Genomic DNA, 26,810 nt, shown 5'->3' on the forward strand with positions numbered 1-26,810 from the left:
CCAGCGGCAGCCCGCTTAGAAAGCCCGGAAACCAAATGATCCCAGCGTTTTAAACGTCAGAGAGAACATGATGGTCTCGTTCCCGGTATCGTTCAGGATCGAGGTATAGCGTTTGTACAAACGCATCGCCAAAATGAAGCACTCATTCTCGTAAGCAATGTCGCCACCCAGCGCCACCATCTGCTCAGCTTCCATATTGCGACGCGCATAGGCGCTGAGGCGCCAGTGCTCATAATGCGTCGACAGGCCGAGCATGACTTCGTTACGCGGTGTCGTGACCAGCTGATAGGCGGGCGTAGAGACAGGCAGCACCGTACCGGGCGCATAGGTCAGATCGTAAAAACTATTCTCGGCCGTATACAGATATCCGACATTGGCGCGCAGCCATGACGGCCCGAAGGATGCCACGGCCTCCCCATAATGGATCCGACCGCTCCTGTGATCGAAACGGCCACGTGTCGTCAGATCATATCCGATGCCGCTCAGGCTGACCCGCCCCACAATATCCGAGGCACGGTCTGACAGGCCCAGCCCGGGCATGAATGTGTCATCCCGATGGGTCCGGTAGGACTGACCGACCAGCCCATCCAGCATGGTGGTCCTGTATTTCCAGGAGGCATGAAGACCGACATTGGCCCGGATGCCGCCTTCCATACGGTCAAGGCCGTTGAAACGGTTGAGCGAAAACAGATTGGCGTCGGTAAACTGCGTCACCAGACTGTCTTCATTAGGGAAATAGCGATACCCGCCTCCCCCCGTATTGGGGGCCACGATCAGCTGGGCAATCGGCTCGACCACCTGCGTGCCCCACTGTCCCGCGCTGCGTGTCAGCGGCAACCGGACCTCGACCGCCGCCTGCGGCAGAGCACGCGCATCGGTTGTACTGGTATAGGGTGCATAGACCGGCTGCTGGTTCAGTCCCGTCGCATTATAGGCGACCGTATCACCATGCAGCGTGAATTTCCAAAGATCGCCGAAACGCCCGATGGCAGGCCGGTCCCAGTTCAGGCTGAGCGAGGCTCTCTGATCCGAAACGCCTTTCTCGCGCAGGACGCTGAAATCATCAGTCCTGAGCGAGAAATGTCCTCCCAGTGAATCCGGCTGCCCCGCATATTCATAGACATAATGAGGCAGGACATAAGGAACCGTCGAATTGGCGAAAGAACCGCTGATCCCCTGATAGGACAGCGCGTTCAGGCGCGTATAGGAACCCTGACCAAAACCCTCCAGATAGATATTGTTCGACAGGACGTTCGTGCCGACGCCGGAGATATGATAATCGCGCAGATAGGCAGCCGAGGTCGCATTGTTCAGGTTGAAGCCGTAACGCCATGTATCGTCATAGACGAACTCGCCCTTCGCAAAGATCAATCCCTGAAAACCGGGCCGGATCGGGTCGTAATAGGCATTCCTGTCGGTGCGGCTGGACGACGCCACATAGGCCGCCGCCACATTGATCTGCATGTCCCCGCTGTTGAATTTTTTCCGGTAATAGGCCTGCAACTGCGGACCGGTCTGCGAGGGCAGGGTCGCGGTCAGGGTGACATCGGATGAATCATCGATCACCAGATAGTACGGAACCCGGGCAAAAACACCCAGATAGCCGGACTGACCGATCCCGGGCACCATGAAGCCGCTCTTGCGCTTTACCGAAGGATCGGGATGCGACATGTAAGGGAGGTACAGCACGGGAATGCCGTAAATCTCCATCACCGCATCCTGATATTCGATTTTTTTCTCCTCCAGATCCTGCGTGCCGGTAAAAGCGCGTATCTGCCAGAAAGGCGGCTTTTTCGGGTCATCCAGACACAGGTTGCAGGTCGTGTAGAGCACACGGCTCATGTCATTGACCTTACCGTCGGTGCGACGCATGCCGTTGGCAACCAGCCGACCATTGAATTTCAGCAGGGCGCGCATGTTTTTCATCACGCCGTCTTTCATGCCCTGACTGAGTTCGGCGTAATCACTGAACAGCACCTCGCCATCCGGCTCCAGCAGCACCACATTGCCGGATGCGGCGGCAATATTGGTGTTACGGTCATACGTGACCTTGTCGGCGCGCAGTACATGATCGCCCTGCCACGCTTCTACATGCCCCTCCGCACTGACCAGCGAGCCATCACGATCATATGTCAGATGATCGGCAGTGAAGGTGACCGGCGTCTGCCCGCTGACCGTGGAGCCTTTTCTGCGCGGTGAGGGGGTCGCCACGGGCGGAGGAGCGGAAGCTCCGTTCGGATCGCTGCCTACCATGGCAGGCTCCAGCGCTGATGAACCGCTGGCACCGGGAGAGGATGTCTGGTTGAACTGGTTGAACAGGCTGTCATTCGCCTGCAGGGAACTGACCTGGGCAAGGGCCGAAACCCCACCGGTCAGTACGCAGACAGACATCACGCCCAGAAACAACGATATGCGGTGATCATGACCAGAAGCCGTCAGCCCTGACAGGACCAGCCGCGTCTTCACTCTTCCGGTGCCGTTTCGTTTCATGTGCATGCGTGTCCTTAGCCTGCCCGCGCACGATCTGTCAGCATATCAGCCGTCTTCCAGATGCAGCAGCAGCGCCACTGCCAGCATCAATCCCGCAACCGAGGGCGCCCACGCCGCCAGGACCACGGGAACAGTGCCGGACTGCCCGAATTCCTCCGCGACCTTGGAGACAACGAACAGACAGAATCCGGCCGCCACGCCGCTGCCAATCATCTTGGCGACCCCGCCCCGACGGGAAGGTCGCATGGAAAACCCCGCCGCCACCAGCGCCATGGTGGCACATAGCAAAGGAAGGGCCAGCAGGGACTGAAAGCGCAGACGATGCCGCAACGAGGAGAACCCCGACCGGTCCAGCAGGCGGATGAAATCCGGCAGGCTCCAGAAGGACAGCGTATCAGGGGAGGCAAAGCTTTCCTGAATACGCCGCACGGTCAGATCGGTCGGGATCTGCACAGTATGCGGCGGGTCAGGCAGATGGCTGGGACGCAGGACTCTGGCATTGTCCAGCACCCATTGGCCGGCGACCAGCCTCGCTGTTGCCGCCTCGATCCGCTGGACCAGACGATCCTCGGAATCCAGCCGGAAAACACTGATAGAGGAAGCCTGCAGACTGTTTTTATGCGCCGCCACCTGCATCGCATGGATAATCGACACACCATGCGGGTCCAGCCCGGGATCGGACTGACGCAGCCAGAGCTGGCCGCCCGCCAGCCGCATCGGGCCACCGGTGGTACGCAGATAGGTGTTGTCGAGCAGCTCTGCCCGCGACAGCATAACTGATGAAAGCGGACTGATCACCGTCATGGCCAGAATCCCCAGCAGGGCAGCGGCCCCGACCGGCAGCGCCAGAAACTGCCAGGCGGAGATACCCGCAGCCCGGGCCACCACCAGTTCCGAGGATCGGGTAAGCCGCCAGAATGCGCCAATTCCCCCCAGCAAAACCGCGAAAGGCAGGATGGTGATGCTCATCCACGGCAGGCGTAGCGCCGCGATGGTCGAAACAAGCCCGAATGAGACATCCGGCTTCGTGGCCGCCCGACGCAGCAATTCGATGAAATCAAACAACCCGACCAGCAGGGTGAGGGCAACGAGAACAACCAGCGCAGCAGCCAGAAAAACCCGCGTGATATAGGATGACAGGGTCAAGGCGCGGATCATTTAACGCGCCCCTGACGGAGGAATACTGACAAGTCTGTTGGAAACAGCCTCGCTGGAAGACATCCTCCCGCGCCATTCCGGCCAGAACATGATCCAGGCCCCGGCCATACCGGGCGCAATAGCCGCAACCCAGATCAGGGGAATCAATTGCGGCAGTTTTGCCGCAGCATTCGCCACGGCCAGTCCCACAGCCAGCAGAGCCACCACCACCAGCGCAGCCAGACCCGGGCGCAACAGGCCACCATGCCGACGAAAAGCACCATTCAGCACTGAAACGAGCGCCACCACCGCGAAAGACAGAACATTGAGCGGACCAGACAGACGCCTGTGCGCCTCGACCCTGAGCTTTGGAATATCCCGCGCCATCACCTGCGAAGGATCAGGATGGAAAAGCTCGGTCAGCGACATCTCATTGGCATCCCGGGACCGCTGCTCATCCTTGCCGGATTGTTCGAGGCTGATCGTGTTCTCGTTGAAAGTCAGAATATTCAGCCGCCCGGTATGGCGATCCAGCTCCTGCCGGCTGCCGCTTTCCAGCACGACCTGCGGGGCGCCATTGCTCCCCTGCTCCATCCGGCCCCGCTGGGCGATGATGGTCGCATGGCTGTCAGCCTTGCGGGCATCATCAATCAGAATGCCATGCAGCGTTCCATCCGCATCGCGTTTGCGGATGTAGACGATCATGTCATCGGAAACGGGGGTGAACACGCCATCCTGCAACAGGAAAGCCGCCATCTTGTTGCGGATTTCCCACTGATACTCACGGAACGCACTGAAAGCCGACGGCACAATCCAAAGATTCAGGACGAAGGACAGCAGCATTGTCAGCAACGCGACCAGCAGCGCCGGACGCGCCATGACCCAGCTGGACAGCCCGGCCGCCCTCATGACCGTCAGTTCCCGATCCCCTGCCAGACGCTGATACACGAACTGGACCACAACATACGTCGTGATGGGGATGATCACCGCCACAAAACTCGGGATCAGCAGGCCGGTCAGTTTCAGGAACACAAAAACGGACAGGCCGCGATTGACCACAAGTTCGATGAAACGCAGCGACTGGGTGAGCCAGATCAGCGCAACCAGCCCACAGGTGCAGGCGATCAGCGCAACCAGCAACTGGCGCATCACATATCGATCGAGTGTGGTCAGTCTCAGGTTCATGGGCATTGTCTGGGACAGGAACGAAAGGAAAGCAACCACAGGCAGCGACATCACAAGGGACGCACAGCGCCGTCATCAGAACGTCTTATGGCTCCTGCGCCGCATCAGATGGCATCTCACGCGGGGCCGCCGCGCGGGCCAGACGGTCATTGATAGCCTCGCCCAGCCCTTGCATCGGCACGCGCATACAGGCGATCCCTCGCAACCCCAGTCGTCTCCCCTCCGTATCAAGGGTTCTCAGCCCTGAGAACAGGCGCGTCGCGGCCTCGATCACATCTCCGACAGCGCTCAAATTCCACACCAGCCCCGCCCCGGGCAAAGGCGGCCCAAAAGCCAGCAACGCCTCATCAGCGGCAACCGACACCGCATCAAGCCGCACGGTCAGGGAGGGCGCATAGTGAGAACGCATCATACCGGGAGAGAGAAACACCTGTTCCTCCCCTTCTTCGGGGGCGGATATAAATGTCACATCTCCGATCACCTCCCGCAACGCATCGCTGGACACACCGCCCGGACGCAACAGGATCGCTGAAGGACCGCTGAGATCAATCACGGTCGACTCGACCCCCACCCTGCAATCCGGCCCATCCAGAACGGCGTCGATACGTCCGCCCAGCCCCTCCATGACGTGATCACGGCTGGTGGGAGAAACCCTGCCCGACCGGTTAGCGGAAGGCGCTGCCACCGGACATCCTGCCGCCACCAGCATCCGGCGGGCCAGATCGAGGCCGGGCACACGCAATGCCAGCGTCTCCTGCCCTGCACTGGCCAGCAGGCTCACAGGGCTGTCAGGCTTCCGTTGCAAGACCATGGTAAGCGGCCCCGGCCAGAACGCGGCTGCCAGCGCCCGCGCCCTGTCATCCGCGATACCATGCGCAAAAGCAGATTCCGCATCCGGCAGGTGGCAGATCAGCGGATTGAAACGCGGCCGATCCTTGGCGGCAAAAATCCGCGCCACGGCATCAGCACAGGTTGCATCCCCCCCCAATCCCCACACCGTTTCGGTCGGAAACGCCACCAGCGCGCCCTGACGCAACAGCCTGCCCGCCTGCTCCGGCTCTGTCAGCAAGACGGTCTTACAGGGCAAAACGTCAGACATGCGCGCCGGTACAGATGAAATGCGGATTTTCCCATCCCGGCTTGCCGTAGCCAAGCCGCTGGCCATCGAAAGTGAGAACTGCCCCTCCCGCGGCTTCCAGAACCGCCTGCGGTGCGGCCGTATCCCATTCCATGGTGCGGCCCAGACGCGGATACAGATCGGCCTCGCCTTCCGCCAGCCGACAGAATTTGGCCGCCGAGCCGATATTGCTGAGGGCTGCAACCTTGCGCTGCCCCAGGAACTCCGCCAGACGCGGATCGTCGGCATAATGGCGGGAAGCCATGACGGTCAGCCCTTCCTCCGGCGGTGTACGGACATGGATCGGCCTTTCCCCATCTGCATCGCGCTTCCATGCGCCCTGCCCGGGAATGCCCAGAAACAGCTCCCCGTAGGCAGGCAGCGCCACGGCTCCCAGAACCGGTCGGCCATGACTGATCAGGCCGACATTGACCGTGAAATCCCGTGTTCCGGCGGTGAACTCCCGGGTACCGTCCAGCGGATCGACCAGCCAGAACGTATCAGCGGGGGCGGTCATCAGACCGGCTGCGACCTCCTCCTCCGCCACCACCGGCCATTGCGGTGTGGCGGCGCGCAGACCGGCGAGGATCGCCTTTTCCGCTGCATGATCAGCCTCGGTGACCGGGCTGTGATCGGATTTATGGATCACGTCGAACCCGCGGGAGCGGATCGTCATGATAATCGAGGCCGCCTGCTGTGCCAGTTCAGCCGCCAGGGCCAATGCTTCAATGTCATTCATGCGCTTATCATGCGGTGTAACGGGCCAGAGTTAAAGCGGTGGAATAACCTCCTCCCTCCTGCTTTTTCGATCCGGGCGCATCCCGTCTCTCATCACCACGACATGACGGCCACGCGGTGCAGCCGGTTTTCATCCTCAGCCAATCTGCTTTAGCGTCGGGGCAGTCTGACTGCTCATCCGTTCCGGAACGGCGTTCCCGTCCCGATCCAAGCCTGTGGGAGCCTGTATGCTCGATATCGCTTTTGCCAAAGCCGCCCTACCCAAAAACGGGGCGCTGGTTCTGTTCCTTGCTCCCGATGAAACCCCATCCGGACTTGTCGAAGCAGCGGACAAGGCCACAGGGGGGGCCATTACCCGCGCCATCTCCATCGCCAGTTTCAAGGCAGAGCATGGCAAAAGCCTTACTCTGCTCGCCCCCGGCGCAGGCCTGTCCCGCATCGTGCTGATCGGTCTGGGCAAGGATACGCCGACCCAGACATCTCTGGAAGAAGCCGGTGGCGCTGCATGGCCTGCCATTGCAAAGGAAAACACGGCCGCCATCGCAGCCCCCACCCTGTCCGGCGAACAGATTGCGTTCATCGCGCATGGGGCCACGTTGCGTTCCTACCGCTTCGATCGCTATCGCACGGATGAAAAAGCGGAGGCCAAGCCGACACTGACCAAACTGACCGTTCTGACTACTGACGCTGCCAGCGCCCGCAACGCTCTGGCTCCGCTACGCGCCATTGCCGAAGGCGTGTTCCTGACCCGCGATCTGGTGAGCGAACCTGCCAACATACTCTATCCAGCGGAATTCGCGGAACGCTGCCGCAAGCTGTCCACGCTCGGCCTGAAAGTCGAAATTCTTGGGCCGAAGGAACTGACCAAGCTCGGCTTCGGCGCCCTGCTGGGTGTCGCTCAGGGCAGCGAACGGGAAGCCCGCGTCGTAACAATGCAGTGGAACGGAGCCGGGGCCCGCAGCAAGGAAAAACCGGTCTGCTTCATCGGCAAAGGCGTCACCTTCGATACGGGCGGGATCAGCATCAAGCCAGCCGCCGGCATGGAAGATATGAAATGGGATATGGGCGGGGCCGGGACCGTCACCGGGCTGATGGCAGCGCTCGCCGCCCGCAAGGCGAAGGTCAATGCGATCGGGATCATCGGACTGGTGGAAAACATGCCCTCCGGCACCGCGCAGCGCCCGGGTGATGTGGTCACCAGCTATTCCGGCCAGACCATCGAGGTTATCAACACCGATGCGGAAGGCCGCCTCGTGCTGGCGGATGTGCTGTGGTACGCTCAGCAGAAATACGATCCGCGCATCATGATCGACCTCGCCACGCTGACCGGCGCGATCATCATCGGGCTTGGCCATGAATATGCCGGGCTGTTCAGCAATGATGACGCACTGGCCGAACAGATCGCCAAAGCCGGTGCAGCAACCGGGGAGAAAGTGTGGCGGATGCCGATGCATCCCGCTTATGACCGCCAGATCCGCTCCGACATTGCCGATGTGAAGAATGTGGGTGGTCGTCCGGCAGGCTCCATCACCGCCGCCCAGTTCCTGCAACGCTTCGTCAACGGCAAGCCCTGGGCGCATCTGGACATCGCCGGGATGGCATGGCTGAACCACGATACCAGCCTCGCCGAAAAAGGCGCTGCCGGATATGGCGTGCGCCTGCTCGACCGTCTGGTCGCCGAATATTACGAGGGCTGATGACGGAGATCGGCTTCTATCACCTGACGCGGACAGGGCCCGAACAGGCCCTGCCGCAATTGCTCGGCCGCACTCTGGCGGCGGGCGAACGGGCAATCGTTCTGTGCGGCGGCCCGGAGCGGGTGGCCGCCCTGGATACCACGCTCTGGCTATGCCCTAACCCGGACTGGCTTCCCCACGGCACCGCCCGCAGTGGCGATGCAACGCTTCAGCCAATCTGGCTGACCGCCCAGGATGAAGCTGCCCCTAACGGCGCCCGCTTCCTGTTCCTGATTGACGGCACCGTCAGCGAGCGACTGCATGACTATACCCGTGTGTTCGATCTGTTCGATGGCAGCAACGAAGATGCCGTCACCGCAGCCCGCCTGCGCTGGAAAAAGGCGCAAAGCGCGGGCCACACACTCACCTACTGGCAGCAGGGGCCACGGGGGTGGGAGAAGAAACGGTAGGCGCATCTGATGCCTTTTTTAATCAGCACGGGCCACGATACTATTACGCTTGCTGGCGAAAATAGCTTTTATAGGTAAAAAATCCGTTGAAATTTTATTCAGTTTCTCTAGAATTTTTCATTGCAAAAATGCAATGAAAAATTCTTCAGTAGAATGAAATATGCCAAATCCTCAAGTCATATATGCAAACAATACCACATTCCACTTTGGAAACGGCCAATCATACGTTGTATATGGTTCAGGCAATACAATTGTATCTGGAACAGAAGATAGTATTGCAGTTATAGGAGATCATAATTCTCTAAATTGTGGATATAAGACAAATCTAAGCATCGCAGGAGAATCAAATAACATAAATAATGGTGATTTTAGTACCACGGCAATTTCAGGGAATAACAATACAATTATATCTGGAAATGTCTCATATTTAAGCATAAAAGGTGACAATGAATCAATTTCATCTGGATTTTTGAATACTATCTCAATTTCTGGGAACAATGATCATATAAATTCATTAGGCGTTAGTAGCACTGTAAATATTAGTGGACAAAATTTTTATGCTAATGGTTCATATTCTGACAACATCACATTAGGAAAAAATACCTCAGGAACAATTTCTGGAAATGGTATGTCTATTACTTCTAATTACAATGACACACTCAACGTAATAGGAAGTACCAATAAAATAAACATGAATGACCTGAACTCTGTAAAGGTGTGGGGAAGCAATAATACCATTTCTGGCGGAGGCAACAATTCTCTGGCTGTTGCTGGTGATAGCAATCATGTCTCGATGGCAAATAACAATACAATTGGCATATGGGGCAACAATAATTCTTCCAGTGCGAACTTGAATAACAAAATAGTTTTGTCCGGAAGCAGCAACAAGATTAATGCCCTTGGCAGTAACAGCACTGCCAATTTGACCGGAAACGATTTTTCTGCAAATATATCCAATAATGTTTCTATTCTTATTGGAAATAATAGTAATGGAACAATTAATGGAAGCAATGACACTATTTCAGCAGGGGACAATGATAATATCAATATAATTGGAGATAATAATAATAATCAAATTGGATCCTATAGTACGGCAAAATTATTTGGTAATAAAAATAATCTTACTGGAGGACAATGGGATAATATATCTGTAAATGGTAGCAATGAAAATATTTATTTGGGAGACTCTACGACAGCAGGCATTTGGGGGGACAATAACTCTGTTTCTAGCGGAATAAATGAACACATTGTGCTTTCTGGACAAAATAATAATCTGAATTCTGTGGGACCAGTGAGCACTGTCAATATTTCTGGTGACAATTTCCACGCAACCGCATCTTCTCTTGTTAATATCCTTGTGGATAATAACAGCCACGGCTCTATTTATGGAAATAATGATAATATTTCGGCTGGATCAGGCAGTTCTGTAGATATTTCCGGCAATAAAAATACTCTTCAATTAGGGGATTCGTCCACATCCAGAATATGGGGCGATAATGAAACTGTTGTTGGTGGAAATAAAGATACTGTTTCTGTAACCGGAAATAATGAAAATATTTATCTCAAGAACTCCAGCATTGCTGGTGTATGGGGTAACAATAACACTGTTACAGGAGGAACGGACAACCAACTCGTCCTCTCTGGAGATGGAAGCCATCTGAATACAATTGGGTCCGGAAGTACAGTAAATTTAATTGGAAACAATTTTTCTGCCTCTGCCTCGGCAAATGTTTCAATTCTTGTAGGCAATAATAGCAGCGGAAATATCTCTGCAACCAATGATAGCATCTCAACGGGATCAGGAGACACCACCAGTATCTCAGGAAATAATAATATTATACAAAGTGGGAGCGCCAATTCTACAAATATTTTAGGAAACAATAATAACATCACTGCTTCAGCAGGAGATACAATAAATATAACTGGAAATAGTAACCTTCTAACAGGCAATAATACAACTGTCAATATTCAGAATAGTGATGCAAACAATGCTTCAGCAACAAATACAATAAATGGTAGTGGAAATACCATTAATCAGGGAAATAATAGTAATATAACCATTAATGGAAATGGGAATATTGACTATCATAATGGCTCAAATGACACTACAAATGTTCAAAGCGGCTCTGGAAATATTATTTTAGATCCAGAAAAAGCCAATATGATATATCAGCAGGTTCTGGGGCACAGCATCGACCGCCAGGCCTTGGCTAATGTCATGTCTGCAACACCAGGGGCATATTCTCTCAATCAGCTGAGATATACTCTTGCACATTCGGCTGAACTTCAGACCGATCTGACAAATATCTTTACAAAGACACTGGGAATCGATGCTCCAACCCAAGCAGAGCTTTCCGGATTCTCGTCTATCATGTCTCAGACGAGTGACACACCCATTGGCATCGTATGCATTGATCAAGTCACTGGAAATCAACAACTATTGGCCAATACAAGCGCCAATAATCTTATCACGGAACTTCCTATCCTGGAAACAGAGGTAGCAGGCCGTAATCTTTCTTTGCAACTTGCCGATGGTACCGTATTACAATTTCCGACAACCGCACGATTGGCAAATTTTTTATATGCTGTTTCAGTACAGCAACAACAGGCGACTGATTATACGCGCAATTTGCTCGACAATGATGTTAACTGGCTTGTTAAAATAGACCAATCTCTGTTGAACAAAGCTGTACACTGGTCAGAAGTTGCATCAGCCGATACTGCAAAAGGCAATGACCAACAAGCGCTCCTATGGAATACAGCGGCGCAGCTTGCCCTTCGCATAGCCGCTCAGGATCCAGCAGAGCGTAAAGATTTGACGACCCGCATCAAGGTTGGTGATCACGCCACAGATGTTACTGTATACGCCAACCCGGACCTCAGTCTCATTGGGGCGGGCAATAAATTCCATGATATTGGTACTGATGCATGGGATATTGTAGAATTAGTAGGTGTTGCTGCCATCAATGTTGCAGCCATAGCTTTTCCAGTGGTTATGCCCGCAGCTATTGCTGTTGATCTTGCAGAGGCTGGAAAAGAATTTGCAAATGATAATATTTTAGGGGGTTTTCTCAATCTTGCCACAGCAGCAGCGGGCGGCCTCGGGGCATATGCTGGCGCGTTAGGAAGCACAACGGGCATTTCCGCCCAAACATTCAAAGGGGCATCGAATGTTATTTATACGGCCTCGCAGGCGGTTGGTGGCGTGTATGGTGCTGTTCAGGGGGCTGAAAACGGTGATGCAGGCGGGACGCTGGGCAGTATTCTGATGTCGGCTGCCGCCATCGCAAGCGGGACAAGCCTGGCATCTTCCGACGCCAGTTCCCAGGCATTTTATGCCAAGATCGCGTCCGGCCTGAATATACTGTCTGCAAGCACAAGCCTTTCAACCGCATTTGCAAATGGGGAAATCACGACCGGTTTGGTGCAGAGCCTGTCTCTTGTGCTCACTAACATGGCCAATAATTACGCCAACTATCGGGCAGCCTCCCACTATGCGCTCCAGGTCGCTCAGATTACCCCCGGCATGTTGGGCAAGCCAGAGCATATTGCTTTTGTTGGAGGAGCAGGAGATTCTAGTATTTCTGGTCTTGTTAGAAATGCAGAAGGTAGTTACGAACACCAAAATCCAAATGCCGATGTAAAATATTTTACATGGGATCAAAGTAAAGAACTTGCAGCTTGGGCTAAAAACGCTGGGGGAAATGCAACTATCATAGCCCATAGTTATGGTGGATCGACAGCAGCATCGGTTGTTGCAAGTGGAATACATGTCAATACACTCGTTACCATTGATCCAGTAGGGTATTATAGCCCAGATTTTTCAAAAGTTGCCGAAAATTCTCAGAAATGGTACGATTTTACTTCTTCAAACACTGGTATCACAATACCAAATATTATCGCAGGCGTAGGGGGAGCATGGAATAATGAACCCTTGGGACATGCTACCGCAGTCATACCTATTAATCTCGACCATGGATCTATTGCAGATCCTTTAATCCATAATCTTTTAAATTTCTCCTAAGGAATAGACAGGTGAATGTCATTAAAATCATTACAAGCATCTGTTTGTTTCTACTTGTATCAGCATGCGTTCATGCCCCAAGTGATGTAACCTTAGCATCTGTAACACTGGTCGATAGAAGCTCTTTTCCATCCTTTAAACGACTGTCAAAGGAATCACAGGATTTACTAGGACCTGTCGCTTTAATGGTTCAATTTAAGTCAAATTTTGACATGAATGAAAATACATCAGATTATACAATATTGAAATTTTGCGATGATATTTATAAAGAAAAGTTAATTTCAATTGAGGCTAACAATAAACAAAAAAACGAAGCACTATATACAGATAATAAATCGTCTTATTCTAATAATCTTTATGAATATTTCTTTTTTTTAGGCATTAAATATTTTTATTCAAAAGGTGAATTTAAATTCAACGATTTTGAAACATACGATTTAAAAACAGATACCCGCGATGTTTGCTTTTATGTTACAATTCTGAGCATGCCATTTTCTGCAAAATCAAACATCGTCCGTATTCCTCACTCCATGATTGAAGCTGCCTTCAAGAATGGTGTTCAGCCATTACAACCGCAGGCTGAGGAAAAAGTATCAGAGTAATTGTTTACCTTACTCCTGATAAGCGTTTGCATATCATCGAGTCGCGTGCATCCACTGGTACAGAACAGAGCAGGATGCACGCAGAGTCTTAAATCAGGGACAAAAACACTCTAACCAGTCTCCGCCAGCGTCTGCGTGAAGCTGTACGCAGCAATCCACATGCCTTCCCGGAAGTAAAACCGGTGTGCCCGGGTACGCTGTACGCCGGAATCCAGATCCAGCGCCTGACAGCCTCTCTCCTTTGCTCGCTGCCGTAACCAGCCGAGCAAGGTCTCACCATGGCCACAGGAGCGGCTGGCTTCATCAGTCACCAGATCATCCACGTAAAACCGGAAACCGCGATAGGTGGTCAGGTAACACCGGTACACCGCCACGGCCCGCACGAGGCCGCCTTCCGCCAGCACTGCTATTTCTGCGCCTTGCGCGATCATCGCCCGCATATGCGTCGCATAAGGATCAGGGATCGCAGGGCGTAGCTGACGATGCACCGCCTGCGCAGCGTCCAGCCATGCAGCAGCTTGCTCCGCTGGCAGATCAGTCACCGGGACAATCAGACGCTGCGTGCTTTCGGTCATGGCATCCTCATTTTTCACTCCGACAGGCCGAGTCCGCCCAGCCAGTGACGAAGCCAGCCCTGCCGTTTCGTCTCCGTGCGGGCCGCATGAAGAATGGTCCGCACCTGATCAATCGCCTCCGGCAGATGGGTGTTCACCACGACATAGGGGAACTCTCCTACATGGGCGATCTCATCCCTGGCCGCGGCCATACGCTGGGCGATGATATCCGGCGCATCGCCGCGCCCCTGCAGCCGGCTGGCGAGATCATCAAGCGAAGGTGGCAGCACGAAAATACCCACCACATCACCCGGTAATGCAGAGCGGAGCTGGTGATAACCCTGCCAGTCCACATCAAACAGAACATCGCTGCCCTCTGACAGGGCCTTCTGCACCGGACCGCGTGGCGTGCCATAGCTGCGCCCGAACACACGGGCATATTCCAGCAGTTGGCCCTCTGCGGCCATCGCATCGAACTCTTCCTGCGTACGGAAGTAGTAATGCACGCCCTCCTGCTCCCCGGCACGGGGAGCACGGGTGGTCACGCTGACAGAAAGACGCAGGCCGGGATCTTCCGCCAGCAGGGCGCGGGTGATGGAGCTTTTGCCCGCTCCAGAGGGTGCCGCCACCACCAGACACAGCCCCCTGCGTCCGGTTTCAGGCAGTGGACGCATCATACCCTCTGCTCCCGCAAGGCGGCATGGCAAACGGTTTGACGGGGTATAGTCTGGCTGAAATCGATTCGTACGGTCGGGCTGGGCACCATCTGAGTTCGTCTCCCCTCGCGCGCCGTATACCAGCGGGGGCAGGCAATGGGCCAGCGTGACAAACAGAGAATACGTCAAAAGGGGCAGATCGCCGCCCATCATCTGGTTCAGGAAGGGGCCATCGCCATCACCGGCGCCTCCAGCGGGATCGGCGCCGCACTGGCCATTCTCTGCGCCTTTCCCGGCGCACGCCTGTATCTGAACGGGCGTGATCCACAACGGCTGGAAGCAACCGTGCAGCAATGCCGGGATCAGGGAGCGCAGGTGCACGGCTTCAGTGCCGATGTCAGGGATGAGGCCGCCATGACTGGCTGGATCAACGGGATCGCGGCAGACGGGCAAAGGCTTGGAACCCTGATCGCCAATGCAGGCATCTCCCCCGCCATGAGCGGCGCGACAACAGGCAGCGGTCTGGAAACACCCGCCATCACCCGCGCTGTGTTCGAAACCAATGTCACCGGCATGCTGAACAGCGTCCTGCCTGCCATGACCCTGATGCAGGGGCAGGACGCCATTGATGGCGCTCTCCATGGCCGGATCGCGGTGATCGCCTCCATCGCCGGGCTGGCGCCGCTTCCCTATGCGCCCAGCTATTCCGCCAGCAAAGCCGCCGCACAAGGCTGGGCCACTGCCGCCGCCTCACGTGCGTGGAAAGACGGGATCAGGCTCAGCGCCATCTGTCCGGGCTTCATCCGCACCCCGATGACCGATAAAAACCACTTCCGGATGCCGTTTCTGATGGAAGTCGAGGAAGGAGCGTCCCGGATCCTTTTTGCGATTGCACAGGGGAAAATACGCTACGCCTTCCCATGGCAGATGGCAGCCCTCGCGCATCTGACTGCCCTGCTGCCCCCCGCGCTCACGGCACGGCTGATGCCGCACTAGAGACCGTCAGGTTCAGCGGCTTTTTTTGCCGTCCCGCCATTTGCGCACATTGGCCTCATGCTGGCCGAGATCGCGTGCGAAATTATGACCGCCATTTCCATCGGCAACGAAATAGAGATCATCACTGTGCATCGGATGAAGCACGGCTTCCAGCGCCGCCTGGCCGGGATTGCCAATCGGACCCGGCGGCAGGCCATGGATGCGGTAGGTGTTGTATGGCTCGTCAAAAGCCAGATCGGCATGAGACAAAGGCCGCTCCATCTGACCACTGCCACCGCTGGCGGCATAGACCAGCGTGCTGTCCGCCTGAAGCTTCATCCCATGCTTCAGACGATTGAGGAAAACCGCTGCCACATGCGGGCGCTCCTGTGGTCGTGCTGTTTCCCGCTCCACGATGCTGGCCAGAATCACCGCCTGCTCCGGACTGGTCAAACCGATAGAGCGATCCCGACCCTGCCATGCTTTCTCAAGCCAGTGACGGCTGGCATCGGTCGCCCGCTCCACGATCTGCTGACGCGTGGCCCCCCGTTCGAAAGCATAGGTCTGCGGCAGAATGCTTCCCTCCGGCGGTACCGGCGCATCGCCGGTCAGCACGGCATCGCGGGACAGAATCTCGGCCACACGGAATGCGGTAATGCCTTCAGGCAGCGTAATCGTATGCTGCACCGGCCGTGCCGTGCGCAGGATATGCAGCACGGTCATGATCGAGGCATGCGCCGGAAATTCGAACTCCGCCGCGTGCAGGCTACCGGCCCCCTGCCAGCGCGTGATCTCGACCGCTGCATGGAACAACAATGGAGAATCGATGACGCCCGCCTGACGCAGTGCCTGCGTCACATGAACCAGACCACCACGCGGCACGATCACAATCGTACGGGTTTCGGAGGGGCCATCAGCATGGGCCGTCAGCCAGCCATATCCGGCAATCCCACCCAGAACAGCAAGCAGAGCCACCACACCGCCCCCCAGCCACCACCGCCAGTGACGGCGCTGTGCCGAAGGAGAAGGCGGCGCTGTCTGGTCAGGCGGAGAGGAAGTGCCGGCTGCGGATGCATCATCCCCGTCCGACTCTGAAGGTGCATCACCGCTCACCGGTTGGGGTGAGGCTTCATCCATAACAGGGTGATCGGTGTCATCTTCGGCCCCATCATGCGTGGACGCAGCCTCCGTATCGGCGGAAGGCCGCACCAGCCCATGGCGGCGTGCAGTCTGATCGTCTCCGTTCTGCATGCGGGCAACATCGCCCGCGGAGAGCGGCGTATGATCAGACGGCGCGGAAGATGATGCTGGCGTTGGTTCCACCGAAACCGAAACTGTTGGAGAGCGCAGCTTTCACCGGACGGCGCTGGGCTTCAAGTGCCACACGATTGATTACGCTTTCGCGGCTCGGCGTGTGCAGATTGAGGGTCGGCGGCACCACGCCATCGCGGATGGCGAGGATGGAGAACACGGCCTCAATCGCGCCCGCCGCACCCAGCAGATGCCCGGTGGCGGATTTGGTGGAGGACATGGCCAAGGTGCGTGCCGCATCCCCGAAGAAACGCTCGACCGCCTCCAGTTCCAGATCATCGCCCAGCGGCGTGGAGGTACCATGCGCATTGACATACTGAATATCGGCAGGCGTCATGCCGCCATTGCGGAACGCGGCCTTCATCGCCCGGAACGCGCCATCGTGGCCTTCTGCCGGGGCAGTGATGTGATGGGCATCACCCGACAGGCCATAGCCAGACACTTCAGCATAGATTTTCGCGCCGCGCTTTTTCGCGTGCTCGTATTCCTCAAGCACCAGCACACCGGAGCCTTCACCCATGACAAAGCCATCACGGTCCTTGTCCCACGGGCGGGATGCCTCAGTGGGCGTGTCATTGAAGCCGGTGGAAAGGGCACGGGAAGCACAGAACCCGGCAATGCCGAGTTCACACACCGCCGCTTCCGCACCACCCGCCACCATCACATCGGCATCACCGATGGTGATCAGCCGGGCAGCATCGCCAATGGCATGAACACCGGTGGCGCAAGCCGTGACGGCGGAATGGTTCGGTCCCTTGAAGCCATATCTGATCGACAGATGGCCCGAGACGAGATTAATCAGCGCTGCGGGAATGAAGAAGGGCGAGATACGCGCCGCCTTGCCTTCATGAATCTTGATGGAGGTCTCGTAAATGGTCTGGAGACCGCCAATACCGGAACCGATCATCACGCCGGTACGTTCACGGCCTTCCTGATCGTCCTCACCGGGCATCCAGCCGGAATCCTCGACCGCCTGCGTGGCGGCGACCAGACCCAGATGGATAAAGCGATCCATCTTCTTCTGATCCTTGACCGGGATCCATTCGGCCAGATCCAGCCTGCCTTCGGCTTTGGTACCGACAGGCACCTCCCCCGCGATGCGGGCAGGCAGAGCCGATGCATCGAAAGACTGGATTGCGCCGATGCCGGATTCCCCGGCGATCAGGCGCTTCCAGACGTGTTCGACACCAAGCCCGAGTGGGCTGACAATCCCCATGCCGGTAACGACGACACGGCGTCCACGGCTGTTAGCAGAGTCGGAAATGCTCATCCCGCTCGATCCTGGTGTCTTGTGCGTCAAATTTGGAAAAGAGGGCCAGGCCGAAGCCTCAGGCCGCCTTCTGCTTTTCAATATATTCGACCGCGTCCTTGACGGTGCTGATCTTCTCAGCCGCATCTTCCGGGATTTCCACCCCGAACGCTTCTTCGAACGCCATCACCAGCTCGACCGTATCGAGGCTGTCGGCACCCAGATCGTCGATGAACGACGCTTCGGGGGTCACCTTGGACTCCTCGACGCCCAGGTGCTCGACGACGATCTTCTTCACCTTGTCGGCGACTTCGCTCATCGGATCTCTATCTCCTGCTTGCAGCATACTTGCTGTGGCCTGATCCGGCTTCCTTGTCTGGTCCACCGGATATTATCCCCAAAGATGTTTCGCCCTCTGGCTTTTTTCGAATCCTGTCCGAAACCGGGCAGAACGAGGCCAGATAGACTGTGACCCAAAAGGCCGGAACATTCCGGCCATCAGGCTGACGGCTGCGCGATAGCATGGTTTTTCGCACACCGCCACCATCCTGCCATAGTTCAGATCATCGCCATACCGCCATTTATATGCAGTGTGGCACCGGTGACCCATCCGGCTTCGTCAGAGGCCAGATAGACCACGGACGAGGCAATATCCTCCGGCCGCCCCATGCGGCCGAGAGGAATAGACTGCAACAGCTTTTCACGGCTGGCTTCGGGAAGAACATCGGTCATTGCGGTTTCCACGAAACCGGGGGCCACAACATTCACCGTGACGCCACGTGAACCGACTTCCTGGGCCAGAGCCTTGCTCATACCCACCAGCCCGGCCTTTGCTGCCGCATAATTCGATTGTCCTGCATTGCCGGTTGCACCGACAACCGAGGAAATCTGGATGATCCGGCCGGCCCGGCGGCGCAGCATGCCTTTCAGCGCGGCCCGCACCAGACGGAAAGGTGCTGTCAGATCGACATCCAGAACCGTCTGCCAGTCCTCGTCCTTCATGCGCAGAGCCAGCATATCGCGGGTCAGACCTGCGTTATTGACCAGAATGTGAAGCGGGCCAGCGGCTTCCTCCGCCGCTGCAACCAGCCCTTCCGCGGCTGTGGGATCGGACAGATCGGCAGTCACGATATGGGTGCGCTCGCCCAGAGAGTCCGCCAGCGACTCGAGAGCCGGACGGCGTGTGCCGGACAGAACCACGATCGCACCCTGCGCATGCAGGGCACGAGCGATGGCGGCTCCGATCCCGCCAGAAGCCCCGGTTACCAGAGCCGCTTTACCATCCAGCCGGAACATCGGCGTATCCCCTCATCTTTTTATTCGTTGTCCGGTATGAAACCCGCCCCCTCCGGGGAGGCCGCCCGCGACCAGTCTGATCCGTCAAAATGTCTTGAGCAGCGCCTCAATCTCTGCCGGGGTTCCGGCAGACAGGGTCGTTGCATCCGGTGCAATCCGCCTCACCAGACCACTCAGCACCTTACCCGCACCAAGCTCGACAAACGTATCGACGCCAAGATCCAGCATTGCCGCCACGCTTTCACGCCACCGCACCGTACCGGTCACCTGACGGACCAGCAGATCGCGCAGTTCCACCGGATCCGTGGCCTTGGCCGCCGTGACATTGGCGATCAACGGCACCAGCGGCGCATGCAGCGGATGTTCCGCCAGGGCCTGCGCCATCGCATCCGCCGCAGGCGCCATCAGCGCCGAATGGAATGGAGCAGAGACCGGCAGCAGAACCGCCCGTTTCACGCCCCGCGCACGCGCCACCTCCAGCGCACGATCGATCGCACCGCGATGGCCGGAAATCACCACCTGGCCGCCGCCATTATCGTTGGCGGGCTGGATCACCTCATGCCGACCGGTCTCCGGATCAGTGGTCGCCTCCTCACAGATGGAAGCCGCCTGATCCATATCGACGCCAATCAGCGCCGCCATGCCGCCCTCACCGGGTGGTACCGCACGCTGCATCGCCTGACCACGCAGCCGCAGCAGCAAGGCCGCTTCGGGCACAGACAGCGCACTGGCGGCAGACAGGGCCGAATATTCACCCAGAGAATGCCCGGCCACCACCGCAGCCCTGGCAGGCAGAATGAAGCCACCTTCCTTTTCCAGCACGCGCAGTACGGCCATCGACATGGCCATCAGGGCAGGCTGGGCGTTTTCGGTGAGGGTCAGATCCTCGGCGGGACCATCGAACATCAGGCGGGACAGTTTCTGACCCAGCGTATCATCCACCTCCTCGAACACTTCACGAGCGATGGGGAACGCATCGGCCAGATCGCGGCCCATGCCGACGAACTGGCTGCCCTGGCCTGGAAACAAAAAGGCGCGAACGGTCATTCGACGCAATCATTCCGAACTGTTGGAGGAACGCCGCGTAACTTTCACACGCCGATAAGTCAATGCCAGGCACTCTCAGACTGGCCAGCCTGCCCCGGATCGGGGCCAGACAGATGGCAGACAGGCTGCCATGTGCTGCGATCCTGCCTCCGCTGCGCGGTTTTTCCTTGAAACGAAACAGGTTTCATGATGTTACCCCGCCCTTCCCTGCCGGGGCGACGGCATCGTCCCGGCTATGCCCACATGTATGGCCCGGTTTTCCGGTGATCCCCTGCATGGACCATACCGGTCGGGGCCGAACAGCCAGAGGGGGAATGAAATGCCGCTTTATGAGAGCGTGCTGATTGCACGTAACGATGTGACCCAGCAGCAGGTCGAAAGCGTTGCCGACCATGTTGCGTCCCTGATCGAGGCCGAGGGCGGCGCGATCAAGAAGCGTGAGTACTGGGGTCTGCGCACACTGGCCTACCGGATCAAGAAGAACCGGAAGGGCCATTACATGCTGCTGGGCCTGGACGCGAAGCCCGCCACGATCACGGAAGTCGAGCGTCAGCTGCGCCTGAACGAAGACGTTCTGCGCTTCATGACCATCCGCGTCGAGGAGATCGACGACGTTCCGTCCGCGGTCCTGTCCCGCAAATCCGATGACCGCGAACGCGGTTTCCGCGGCCCGAAGCCGCCCGGCCGTTTCGAGTCGGGTCGCAAGCGTGGTTATGACGACCGCGAGGAATTCCGCGCCCGCGCCGGCGGCGACGATGACGACCGCGGTCTGGATCAGGAGTAAGCTGATATGTCCGATACCCAGGATGTGAACCCCGCCACCCGCCGCGCTGCGGTCGGTGCGCGTCGCCCCTTCTATCGTCGCCGCAAATCCTGCCCGTTCAGCGGCCCGAACGCGCCGAAGATCGACTACAAGGACGTGCGCCTGCTGAGCCGCTTTCTGTCCGAGCGCGGCAAGATCGTGCCGAGCCGCATCACCGCCGTTTCGGCCAAGAAGCAGCGTGAACTGGCGCAGGCTATCAAGCGCGCCCGCTTCCTCGCCCTTCTGCCCTATATCCTGACCTGAGGAGGGACCCATGGCTGCTGTTGAACTGATCCTGCTGCAGCGGGTCGAAAAGCTGGGCCAGATGGGTGATCTGGTCCGCGTGAAACCCGGCTATGCCCGTAACTTCCTGCTGCCTGGCGGCCGCGCCATCCGCGCGACCAAGGCGAATATGGAGCGCTTCGAACAGCAGCGCGCCCAGCTGGAAGCCCAGAACCTGAAGCGCCGCGAAGAAGCCGAGCGCATCGCCGAACGCGTGAGCGGCCTGTCGGTCGTCATCATCCGTCAGGCGGGCGAATCCGGTGGCCTGTACGGCTCCGTCAGCAGCCGCGACATCGCGGTTGCCGTCACGGAATCCGGCCTGAGCGTAAACCGTCAGCAGATCCAGCTTGATCAGCCGATCAAGATGCTGGGCCTGACCGAGGTGCGCGTCGTGCTGCATCCGGAAGTCGTGCTGCCGGTGACGGTCAACGTCGCCCGCAGCGTTGAAGAAGCCGAACGTCAGGCCCGTGGCGAGGCTGTCGGCCTTGCCGCCGAGGAAGCCGCCGCTGCCGCGGAAGCCCTCATCGAGGTTGTGGACGAAGAAGAGGTCGAGATCTCCGCCTGAGCGGTCATCCCGATCCCGAGACTATGAATCAAGGCGCGGCACCGGTTTCGGTCCGCGCCTTTTTTCTGTTTTGTTTCAAAGACATGGCCAATCCTATCCAAGTTATCCCCGTTATTAGTATTCTTCCACAGCGACGGGCGCCCCAGCCTGTCTTATGATCGCTGGCAATGAATAATCTGGTGACCACATCCCCGTCCGAACCCGCGCTGCTCGGCCTGTCACAGCGCCTGCCGCCCTCCAACCATCAGGCGGAACAGGCGCTGCTGGGCGCCTTGCTGACCAACAACAAAGCCTATGAACGGGTCAGCGAGTTTCTGGCGCCGGAGCATTTTGCCGACCCGATTCATGGCCGTCTGTATCACTCCATTGCCCGCCGGATCGAAACCGGACAATTGGCGGATGCCATCACGCTGAAAGCGGAATACGAGCATTCCGGCCTGCTGGATCCGGTCGGCGGCAGCGCCTATCTGGGTAAGCTGATGAGTGCCATGGTCGGCATCATCAATGCCGGAGAATACGGTCGCGCCATCCATGATGCATGGCTGCGCCGCCAGTTGATCGACCTTGGCGAGCAGGTGGTGAACCGGGCGTTCGGGGCGGCTGATGATGCGGCACAGGCCCTGTCCGCACGTGAACAGCTGGAAACCGCCGAGCAGACTCTGTTCGATCTGGCCGAACGTGGCGGCAGTGAAGGCGGATTCGTCAGCTTTGAAGTCGCGCTGACCGCCGCCATTGCGGGGGCCGAGCGGTCCTTCAGGACACCGGGTGGCGTGTCCGGCCTGTCCACCGGGCTGCGTGATCTGGACAAGCGCAGCGGCGGTCTGCACCCCTCTGACCTGCTGATCCTCGCTGGTCGTCCCGGTATGGGCAAAACCGCGCTGGCAACGAAAATCGCCTTCGGCGCAGCCCGCTCCCTGCTGGTCGAGGCGCGGGAAAAAGATCCCAATGCGGTGCCATCCGGCACAGTGGCCATTTTCTCCCTTGAAATGAGCGCGGAGCAGCTTGCCACCCGTCTCCTCTCCGAAGAGGCCCGCATCTCCGGCGACCGCATCAGGCGCGGTGATATCGGTCAGCGTGATTTCGACCGCTTCGTGGAAGTCAGCCGGGAACTGGCGGTCATGCCGCTCTATATTGACGATACGCCGGCCATCACGCTCTCCGCCCTGCGCACACGCTGCCGCCGGTTGAAACGGACCAAGGGACTGGCGCTGATCGTGGTCGACTATCTTCAGCTGATGCGCCCTGCCGCCGGCACACGCCCGGAAAGCCGCGTGCTGGAAATCAGCCAGATCACGCAGGGGCTGAAGGCCATCGCCAAGGAACTGGCCGTGCCGGTCATCGCCCTGTCCCAGCTCTCCCGCGCGGTTGAAAGCCGGGAGGATAAGCGCCCCCAGCTCTCCGATTTGCGCGAATCGGGATCGATCGAACAGGACGCCGACTGCGTGATGTTCGTGTATCGCGACGAATATTACCTGCAACAACGCATGCCGAAGGATATTGCCTTCGAGAATGACGAGAAATTCCACTCGGCCATGGAGAAATGGACACAGGATATGGAGTCCGCGCACAATAAAGCCGAACTCTACATCGCGAAGCAGCGTCATGGGCCGACCGGAAAAATCGATCTGTTCTTCGAGGCTGAGTTCACCCGCTTCGGCGATCTTGATGTCGTCCATGGCGAGGACATCTGACGATACCGGGCCGTGCGCAATGCCCCTGACAGCAGCGGGAGCATCCCCCGGTCCGGTTGACATTTCACCATCCCTTGAAGGCGAGGCGCACCGGAACGGCCCGGGTGTTGCCCGGCTGGAAATTGATCTGGATGCAATCGCCGCCAACTGGCGCTTTCTGCGTACGACCCATGGTGCGAATCGCATCACCGGGGCCGTGGTCAAGGCGGACGGGTACGGGCTGGGGGCCGCCGTCATTGCACAGCGTCTGGTGCAGGAGGGATGCAATCACATTTTCGTGGCCCATCCGCAGGAAGCCCTGACGCTTCGTCCGCTGATCCCCTCCGCCACGTTGATCGTGCTGAATGGCCTATGGCCCGGATGGGAAGCTGTTTATGCGGATCATGGGCTGATCCCGGCCCTCGGCTCCCTCGGCGAAATCGAGGCATGGCGGCAGGAGGCAGGCCGCCGCGAACAGGCCCTGCCCGCTTTCCTGCATGTGGATACCGGCATCAACCGGCTGGGGCTGAACCAGCAGGAACATGACCGGATTGCCGAACATCCCGATCTGCTGGACGGCATCACGTTACGGGCCATCATGACCCATCTGATCAGCGCAGAAATTCCGGACCATGACAGCAATACACTGCAACGTCAGCGTTTTGCTGCCGCGTGCAGCCGCCTGCCACCTGCCCCGCGCAGCATCGCCAATTCCTCCGGTATTTTTCTGGGGCCAGACTTTGCCAGCGACATCGCCCGGCCAGGTGCCGCGCTGTACGGCATCAACCCGCTTCCCGGCCGCCCGAACCCGATGCGCCCCGTGTTGCGGCTCTCTGCCAGAGTGCTTCAGATCAGACCGGTCGAGCCGGGCGAGATTGTAGGCTATAATGGTATCTGGGCCGCCCAGCGCCCCTCCCGGATTGCGGTGTGTTCAGTCGGATATGCAGATGGTTTCCAGCGTGCCCTGAGCAGCCGGGCAGAGGCCGCTTTTGACGGGACACGCATTCCACTGGTAGGCCGTGTCTCCATGGACCTGACGACCTATGACGTCACTGACGATCCCCGCATCACGGTAGGCTCCTGGCTGGAGCTTATCGGGCCTGATGTATCCCCCGATGAAGTCGCCGCACGCGCCAGCACGAACGGGTATGAGGTGCTGACCTCCCTCGGGCGGCGCTATGAGCGGATTTACCGGCCTTTGACTCCATGATCCTCAACCCGCTTGCATGGCTGGGCAGAGCCTTTTTCTCGGCCTGTACCAGCACGGGCCGGATGGGGGTGTTCGGTCTTACCGCTCTATCGCATCTGCTGCGACCGCCTTTTTACGGCCGTATGTTTCTGCGTGCCCTGGTGGAAATCGGCTATTTCAGCCTGCCGGTGGTGGCACTCACCGCCATTTTCACCGGGATGGTGCTCGCGCTGCAATCCTATACCGGCTTTGCCCGTTTTTCGGCTGAAAGCGCCATTGCATCGCTGGTCTCGCTCTCCGTCACGCGGGAACTGGGGCCGGTGCTGGCCGGGCTGATGGTCGCCGGACGAGTCGGCGCCGCTATGGCGGCCGAGCTGGGCACGATGCGCGTGACCGACCAGATCGATGCGCTGACCACCCTGTCCACCCATCCGATGAAATATCTGGTCGCGCCGAGATTGCTGGCAGGCACCATCGCCCTGCCGCTGCTGGTTGTCATTGCCGATATTCTGGGCGTGATGGGCGGATGGCTGGTGGCCTCAATCAAACTGGGTTTCAACTCACATACTTATCTGGCCAACACCATCGCCTCCATCCACATGGACGATGTCATGTCGGGCCTGACCAAAGCCGCCGTATTCGGGTTCCTGATCGCGCTTCAGGGCTGCTATCACGGCTATAACAGCCGTGGTGGTGCTCAGGGGGTCGGGTCGGCCACGACATCCGCCGTGGTGACCGCTTCCGTGCTGATTCTGGCGTTCGATTATGTCCTGACCGAACTGTTTTTCTCACGATGACAGCACCCTCCATCCGCATCACCGGGCTGCGCAAGACGTTCGGCGAACGCCGGATTCTCGATGGTGTCGATCTGGATGTTCCAGCCGGCACCTCCATGGTCGTGATCGGCGGCTCCGGCTCCGGCAAATCAGTGCTGCTGAAATGTATTCTGGGTCTGATAGAACCGGATGACGGTCGGATCGAATTTGACGGACGCGACATTCTGACCATGTCTGCCGATGAACGGTCCGCCCAGCGGCAACGGATCGGCATGCTGTTTCAGAACGGCGCATTGTTCGACAGCCTGCCGGTCTGGGAAAATGTGACCTTCGGTTTGCTGGCGCGTAACCGTATCGCCCGCTCGGAGGCGAAGGAAATCGCAACCAGATACCTGGCCAAAGTCGGACTCGGCGCAGAGATCGGGCATATGTCCCCGGCGGAGCTGTCCGGCGGCATGCAGAAGCGGGTGGCTCTGGCCCGTGCCATCGCCATGCAGCCGGATATCCTGTTTTTCGATGAGCCGACCACCGGCCTCGATCCCATCATGGGCGCGGTGATCGACGGGCTGATCGTTGAGTGCGTCACTGCAAGCCAAGCAGATGGCAGCCGGTCAGGTGGCAGCACAGCCATAGCCATCACCCACGATATGGCCAGTGCAAGACGGATCGGCCATGAAGCGGCCATGCTGTTTGAGGGCCGCATCGTCTGGACCGGCAAAGCCGACAGGCTGATGGACAGCGACAACCCCTATGTCGACCAGTTTACCCATGGCCGGCGCGAAGGCCCGATCCAGATGCAGTTGCGTCGTTAGAAAATAATACAGTCAGGAGTTGAAAAACATGCCTGCATTTCTCCTGTAAAAAATATTTATTTTGATTTGTTGTATCTCCTCTGATTTTTTAAAAAGAGTTTTTTCCCAGTATCTATTTTATTTCGATACTCAGATGATATGAATGATAAAAAATAATCATTATCTTGCCCCCACTTCAACGACCCAT

The 26,810-nt window shown here is 57.7% G+C and carries 24 protein-coding genes; 12 read left to right on the forward strand and 12 right to left on the reverse strand.

Translation table 11 applies throughout. The annotated features are described in order from the left end of the window. Window positions 1-15 precede the first annotated feature (15 nt). The 5 genes from GbCGDNIH8_RS11360 to cysQ form a co-directional block, all read right to left on the reverse strand. Entirely contained in the window at window positions 16-2,490 is a 2,475-nt protein-coding gene (locus GbCGDNIH8_RS11360; RefSeq protein ID WP_172822952.1) for an LPS-assembly protein LptD, read from the reverse strand. Between the two features lie 45 nt (window positions 2,491-2,535). Continuing rightward, window positions 2,536-3,648, reverse strand: a complete 1,113-nt coding sequence (gene lptG, locus GbCGDNIH8_RS11365; protein ID WP_072573272.1) for an LPS export ABC transporter permease LptG — start codon at window positions 3,646-3,648, stop codon at window positions 2,536-2,538. Further along, window positions 3,649-4,812 carry an LPS export ABC transporter permease LptF gene (lptF, locus tag GbCGDNIH8_RS11370; protein WP_253736036.1) on the reverse strand — a complete coding sequence of 388 codons (1,164 nt, stop codon included), beginning with the start codon at window positions 4,810-4,812 and terminating at the stop codon, window positions 3,649-3,651. It lies immediately after the preceding gene. A gap of 85 nt (window positions 4,813-4,897) precedes the next feature. Next, on the reverse strand, window positions 4,898-5,911 hold the full coding sequence (locus GbCGDNIH8_RS11375) for an L-threonylcarbamoyladenylate synthase (RefSeq protein ID WP_072573273.1): 1,014 nt from the start codon (window positions 5,909-5,911) through the stop codon (window positions 4,898-4,900). Beyond that, window positions 5,904-6,668 (reverse strand): 3'(2'),5'-bisphosphate nucleotidase CysQ, encoded by a 765-nt coding sequence (gene cysQ, locus GbCGDNIH8_RS11380; protein WP_072573274.1) that lies wholly within the window; start codon window positions 6,666-6,668, stop codon window positions 5,904-5,906. The genes GbCGDNIH8_RS11375 and cysQ overlap by 8 nt, the downstream gene beginning before the upstream one ends. A 226-nt stretch (window positions 6,669-6,894) precedes the next feature. Between cysQ and GbCGDNIH8_RS11385 the strand changes: the two genes are divergently transcribed. The 4 genes from GbCGDNIH8_RS11385 (at window position 6,895) to GbCGDNIH8_RS11400 (ending at window position 13,439) form a co-directional block, all read left to right on the forward strand. Further along, window positions 6,895-8,364: a leucyl aminopeptidase gene (locus GbCGDNIH8_RS11385; protein ID WP_072573845.1), complete on the forward strand. Its 1,470-nt coding sequence runs from the start codon at window positions 6,895-6,897 to the stop codon at window positions 8,362-8,364. Then, window positions 8,364-8,813 carry a DNA polymerase III subunit chi gene (locus GbCGDNIH8_RS11390; RefSeq protein ID WP_072573275.1) on the forward strand — a complete coding sequence of 150 codons (450 nt, stop codon included), beginning with the start codon at window positions 8,364-8,366 and terminating at the stop codon, window positions 8,811-8,813. The genes GbCGDNIH8_RS11385 and GbCGDNIH8_RS11390 overlap by 1 nt, the downstream gene beginning before the upstream one ends. 160 nt (window positions 8,814-8,973) lie before the next feature. Further along, on the forward strand, window positions 8,974-12,837 hold the full coding sequence (locus GbCGDNIH8_RS13000) for a beta strand repeat-containing protein (protein WP_157692642.1): 3,864 nt from the start codon (window positions 8,974-8,976) through the stop codon (window positions 12,835-12,837). An 11-nt stretch (window positions 12,838-12,848) separates the two neighbouring features. Beyond that, the gene (locus tag GbCGDNIH8_RS11400) at window positions 12,849-13,439 is read left to right on the forward strand and encodes a hypothetical protein (RefSeq protein ID WP_157692643.1); all 591 of its coding nucleotides are present in this window, start codon (window positions 12,849-12,851) and stop codon (window positions 13,437-13,439) included. 110 nt (window positions 13,440-13,549) lie between these two features. Here GbCGDNIH8_RS11400 and GbCGDNIH8_RS11405 read toward each other — a convergent pair whose 3' ends face one another. Together GbCGDNIH8_RS11405 and gmk are read right to left on the reverse strand one after the other, a co-directional pair. Next, complete coding sequence (locus GbCGDNIH8_RS11405) at window positions 13,550-14,014, reverse strand: GNAT family N-acetyltransferase (protein WP_072573846.1); 465 nt, start codon at window positions 14,012-14,014, stop codon at window positions 13,550-13,552. Window positions 14,015-14,028: 14 nt separating this feature from the next. Then, window positions 14,029-14,670: a guanylate kinase gene (gene gmk / locus GbCGDNIH8_RS11410; RefSeq protein WP_072573278.1), complete on the reverse strand. Its 642-nt coding sequence runs from the start codon at window positions 14,668-14,670 to the stop codon at window positions 14,029-14,031. A 135-nt stretch (window positions 14,671-14,805) separates the two neighbouring features. On the opposite strand from gmk, the gene GbCGDNIH8_RS11415 reads away from it, so the two are divergent. Beyond that, window positions 14,806-15,645 carry an SDR family NAD(P)-dependent oxidoreductase gene (locus GbCGDNIH8_RS11415; protein WP_081368999.1) on the forward strand — a complete coding sequence of 280 codons (840 nt, stop codon included), beginning with the start codon at window positions 14,806-14,808 and terminating at the stop codon, window positions 15,643-15,645. Window positions 15,646-15,657: 12 nt separating this feature from the next. On the opposite strand, the gene mltG is transcribed toward GbCGDNIH8_RS11415, so the two are convergent. The 5 genes from mltG to fabD form a co-directional block, all read right to left on the reverse strand. Next, window positions 15,658-16,947 (reverse strand): endolytic transglycosylase MltG, encoded by a 1,290-nt coding sequence (gene mltG / locus GbCGDNIH8_RS11420; RefSeq protein ID WP_081370207.1) that lies wholly within the window; start codon window positions 16,945-16,947, stop codon window positions 15,658-15,660. After that, a complete protein-coding gene (gene fabF, locus GbCGDNIH8_RS11425; protein ID WP_072573279.1) occupies window positions 16,910-18,205 on the reverse strand; it encodes a beta-ketoacyl-ACP synthase II in 1,296 nt (431 codons plus the stop codon). Before fabF ends, mltG begins: the two co-directional genes overlap by 38 nt. 58 nt (window positions 18,206-18,263) lie before the next feature. Further along, window positions 18,264-18,503, reverse strand: a complete 240-nt coding sequence (locus tag GbCGDNIH8_RS11430; protein ID WP_011632909.1) for an acyl carrier protein — start codon at window positions 18,501-18,503, stop codon at window positions 18,264-18,266. Between the two features lie 239 nt (window positions 18,504-18,742). Next, window positions 18,743-19,480: a 3-oxoacyl-[acyl-carrier-protein] reductase gene (gene fabG / locus GbCGDNIH8_RS11435; protein WP_072573280.1), complete on the reverse strand. Its 738-nt coding sequence runs from the start codon at window positions 19,478-19,480 to the stop codon at window positions 18,743-18,745. Between the two features lie 84 nt (window positions 19,481-19,564). Further along, window positions 19,565-20,527 (reverse strand): ACP S-malonyltransferase, encoded by a 963-nt coding sequence (fabD, locus tag GbCGDNIH8_RS11440; RefSeq protein ID WP_072573281.1) that lies wholly within the window; start codon window positions 20,525-20,527, stop codon window positions 19,565-19,567. Window positions 20,528-20,846: 319 nt separating this feature from the next. On the opposite strand from fabD, the gene rpsF reads away from it, so the two are divergent. From rpsF to GbCGDNIH8_RS11475, 7 genes are all read left to right on the forward strand, one after another. Beyond that, window positions 20,847-21,311, forward strand: coding sequence for a 30S ribosomal protein S6 (rpsF, locus tag GbCGDNIH8_RS11445; protein ID WP_072573282.1), 465 nt, complete (start codon window positions 20,847-20,849; stop codon window positions 21,309-21,311). 6 nt (window positions 21,312-21,317) lie between these two features. Continuing rightward, window positions 21,318-21,593: a 30S ribosomal protein S18 gene (gene rpsR / locus GbCGDNIH8_RS11450; protein WP_011632915.1), complete on the forward strand. Its 276-nt coding sequence runs from the start codon at window positions 21,318-21,320 to the stop codon at window positions 21,591-21,593. Window positions 21,594-21,603: 10 nt separating this feature from the next. After that, window positions 21,604-22,176 (forward strand): 50S ribosomal protein L9, encoded by a 573-nt coding sequence (gene rplI / locus GbCGDNIH8_RS11455; RefSeq protein ID WP_072573283.1) that lies wholly within the window; start codon window positions 21,604-21,606, stop codon window positions 22,174-22,176. A gap of 167 nt (window positions 22,177-22,343) precedes the next feature. Continuing rightward, a complete protein-coding gene (locus tag GbCGDNIH8_RS11460) occupies window positions 22,344-23,867 on the forward strand; it encodes a replicative DNA helicase (protein ID WP_072573284.1) in 1,524 nt (507 codons plus the stop codon). Beyond that, entirely contained in the window at window positions 23,851-25,056 is a 1,206-nt protein-coding gene (gene alr, locus GbCGDNIH8_RS11465) for an alanine racemase (RefSeq protein ID WP_253736037.1), read from the forward strand. The genes GbCGDNIH8_RS11460 and alr overlap by 17 nt, the downstream gene beginning before the upstream one ends. Continuing rightward, window positions 25,053-25,832, forward strand: coding sequence for an MlaE family ABC transporter permease (locus GbCGDNIH8_RS11470; RefSeq protein WP_072573285.1), 780 nt, complete (start codon window positions 25,053-25,055; stop codon window positions 25,830-25,832). Before alr ends, GbCGDNIH8_RS11470 begins: the two co-directional genes overlap by 4 nt. Further along, window positions 25,829-26,623: an ABC transporter ATP-binding protein gene (locus tag GbCGDNIH8_RS11475; protein WP_072573286.1), complete on the forward strand. Its 795-nt coding sequence runs from the start codon at window positions 25,829-25,831 to the stop codon at window positions 26,621-26,623. Before GbCGDNIH8_RS11470 ends, GbCGDNIH8_RS11475 begins: the two co-directional genes overlap by 4 nt. Window positions 26,624-26,810: the final 187 nt, after the last annotated feature.

Source organism: Granulibacter bethesdensis (genome assembly GCF_001889545.1).
Classification (GTDB): domain Bacteria; phylum Pseudomonadota; class Alphaproteobacteria; order Acetobacterales; family Acetobacteraceae; genus Granulibacter; species Granulibacter bethesdensis_B.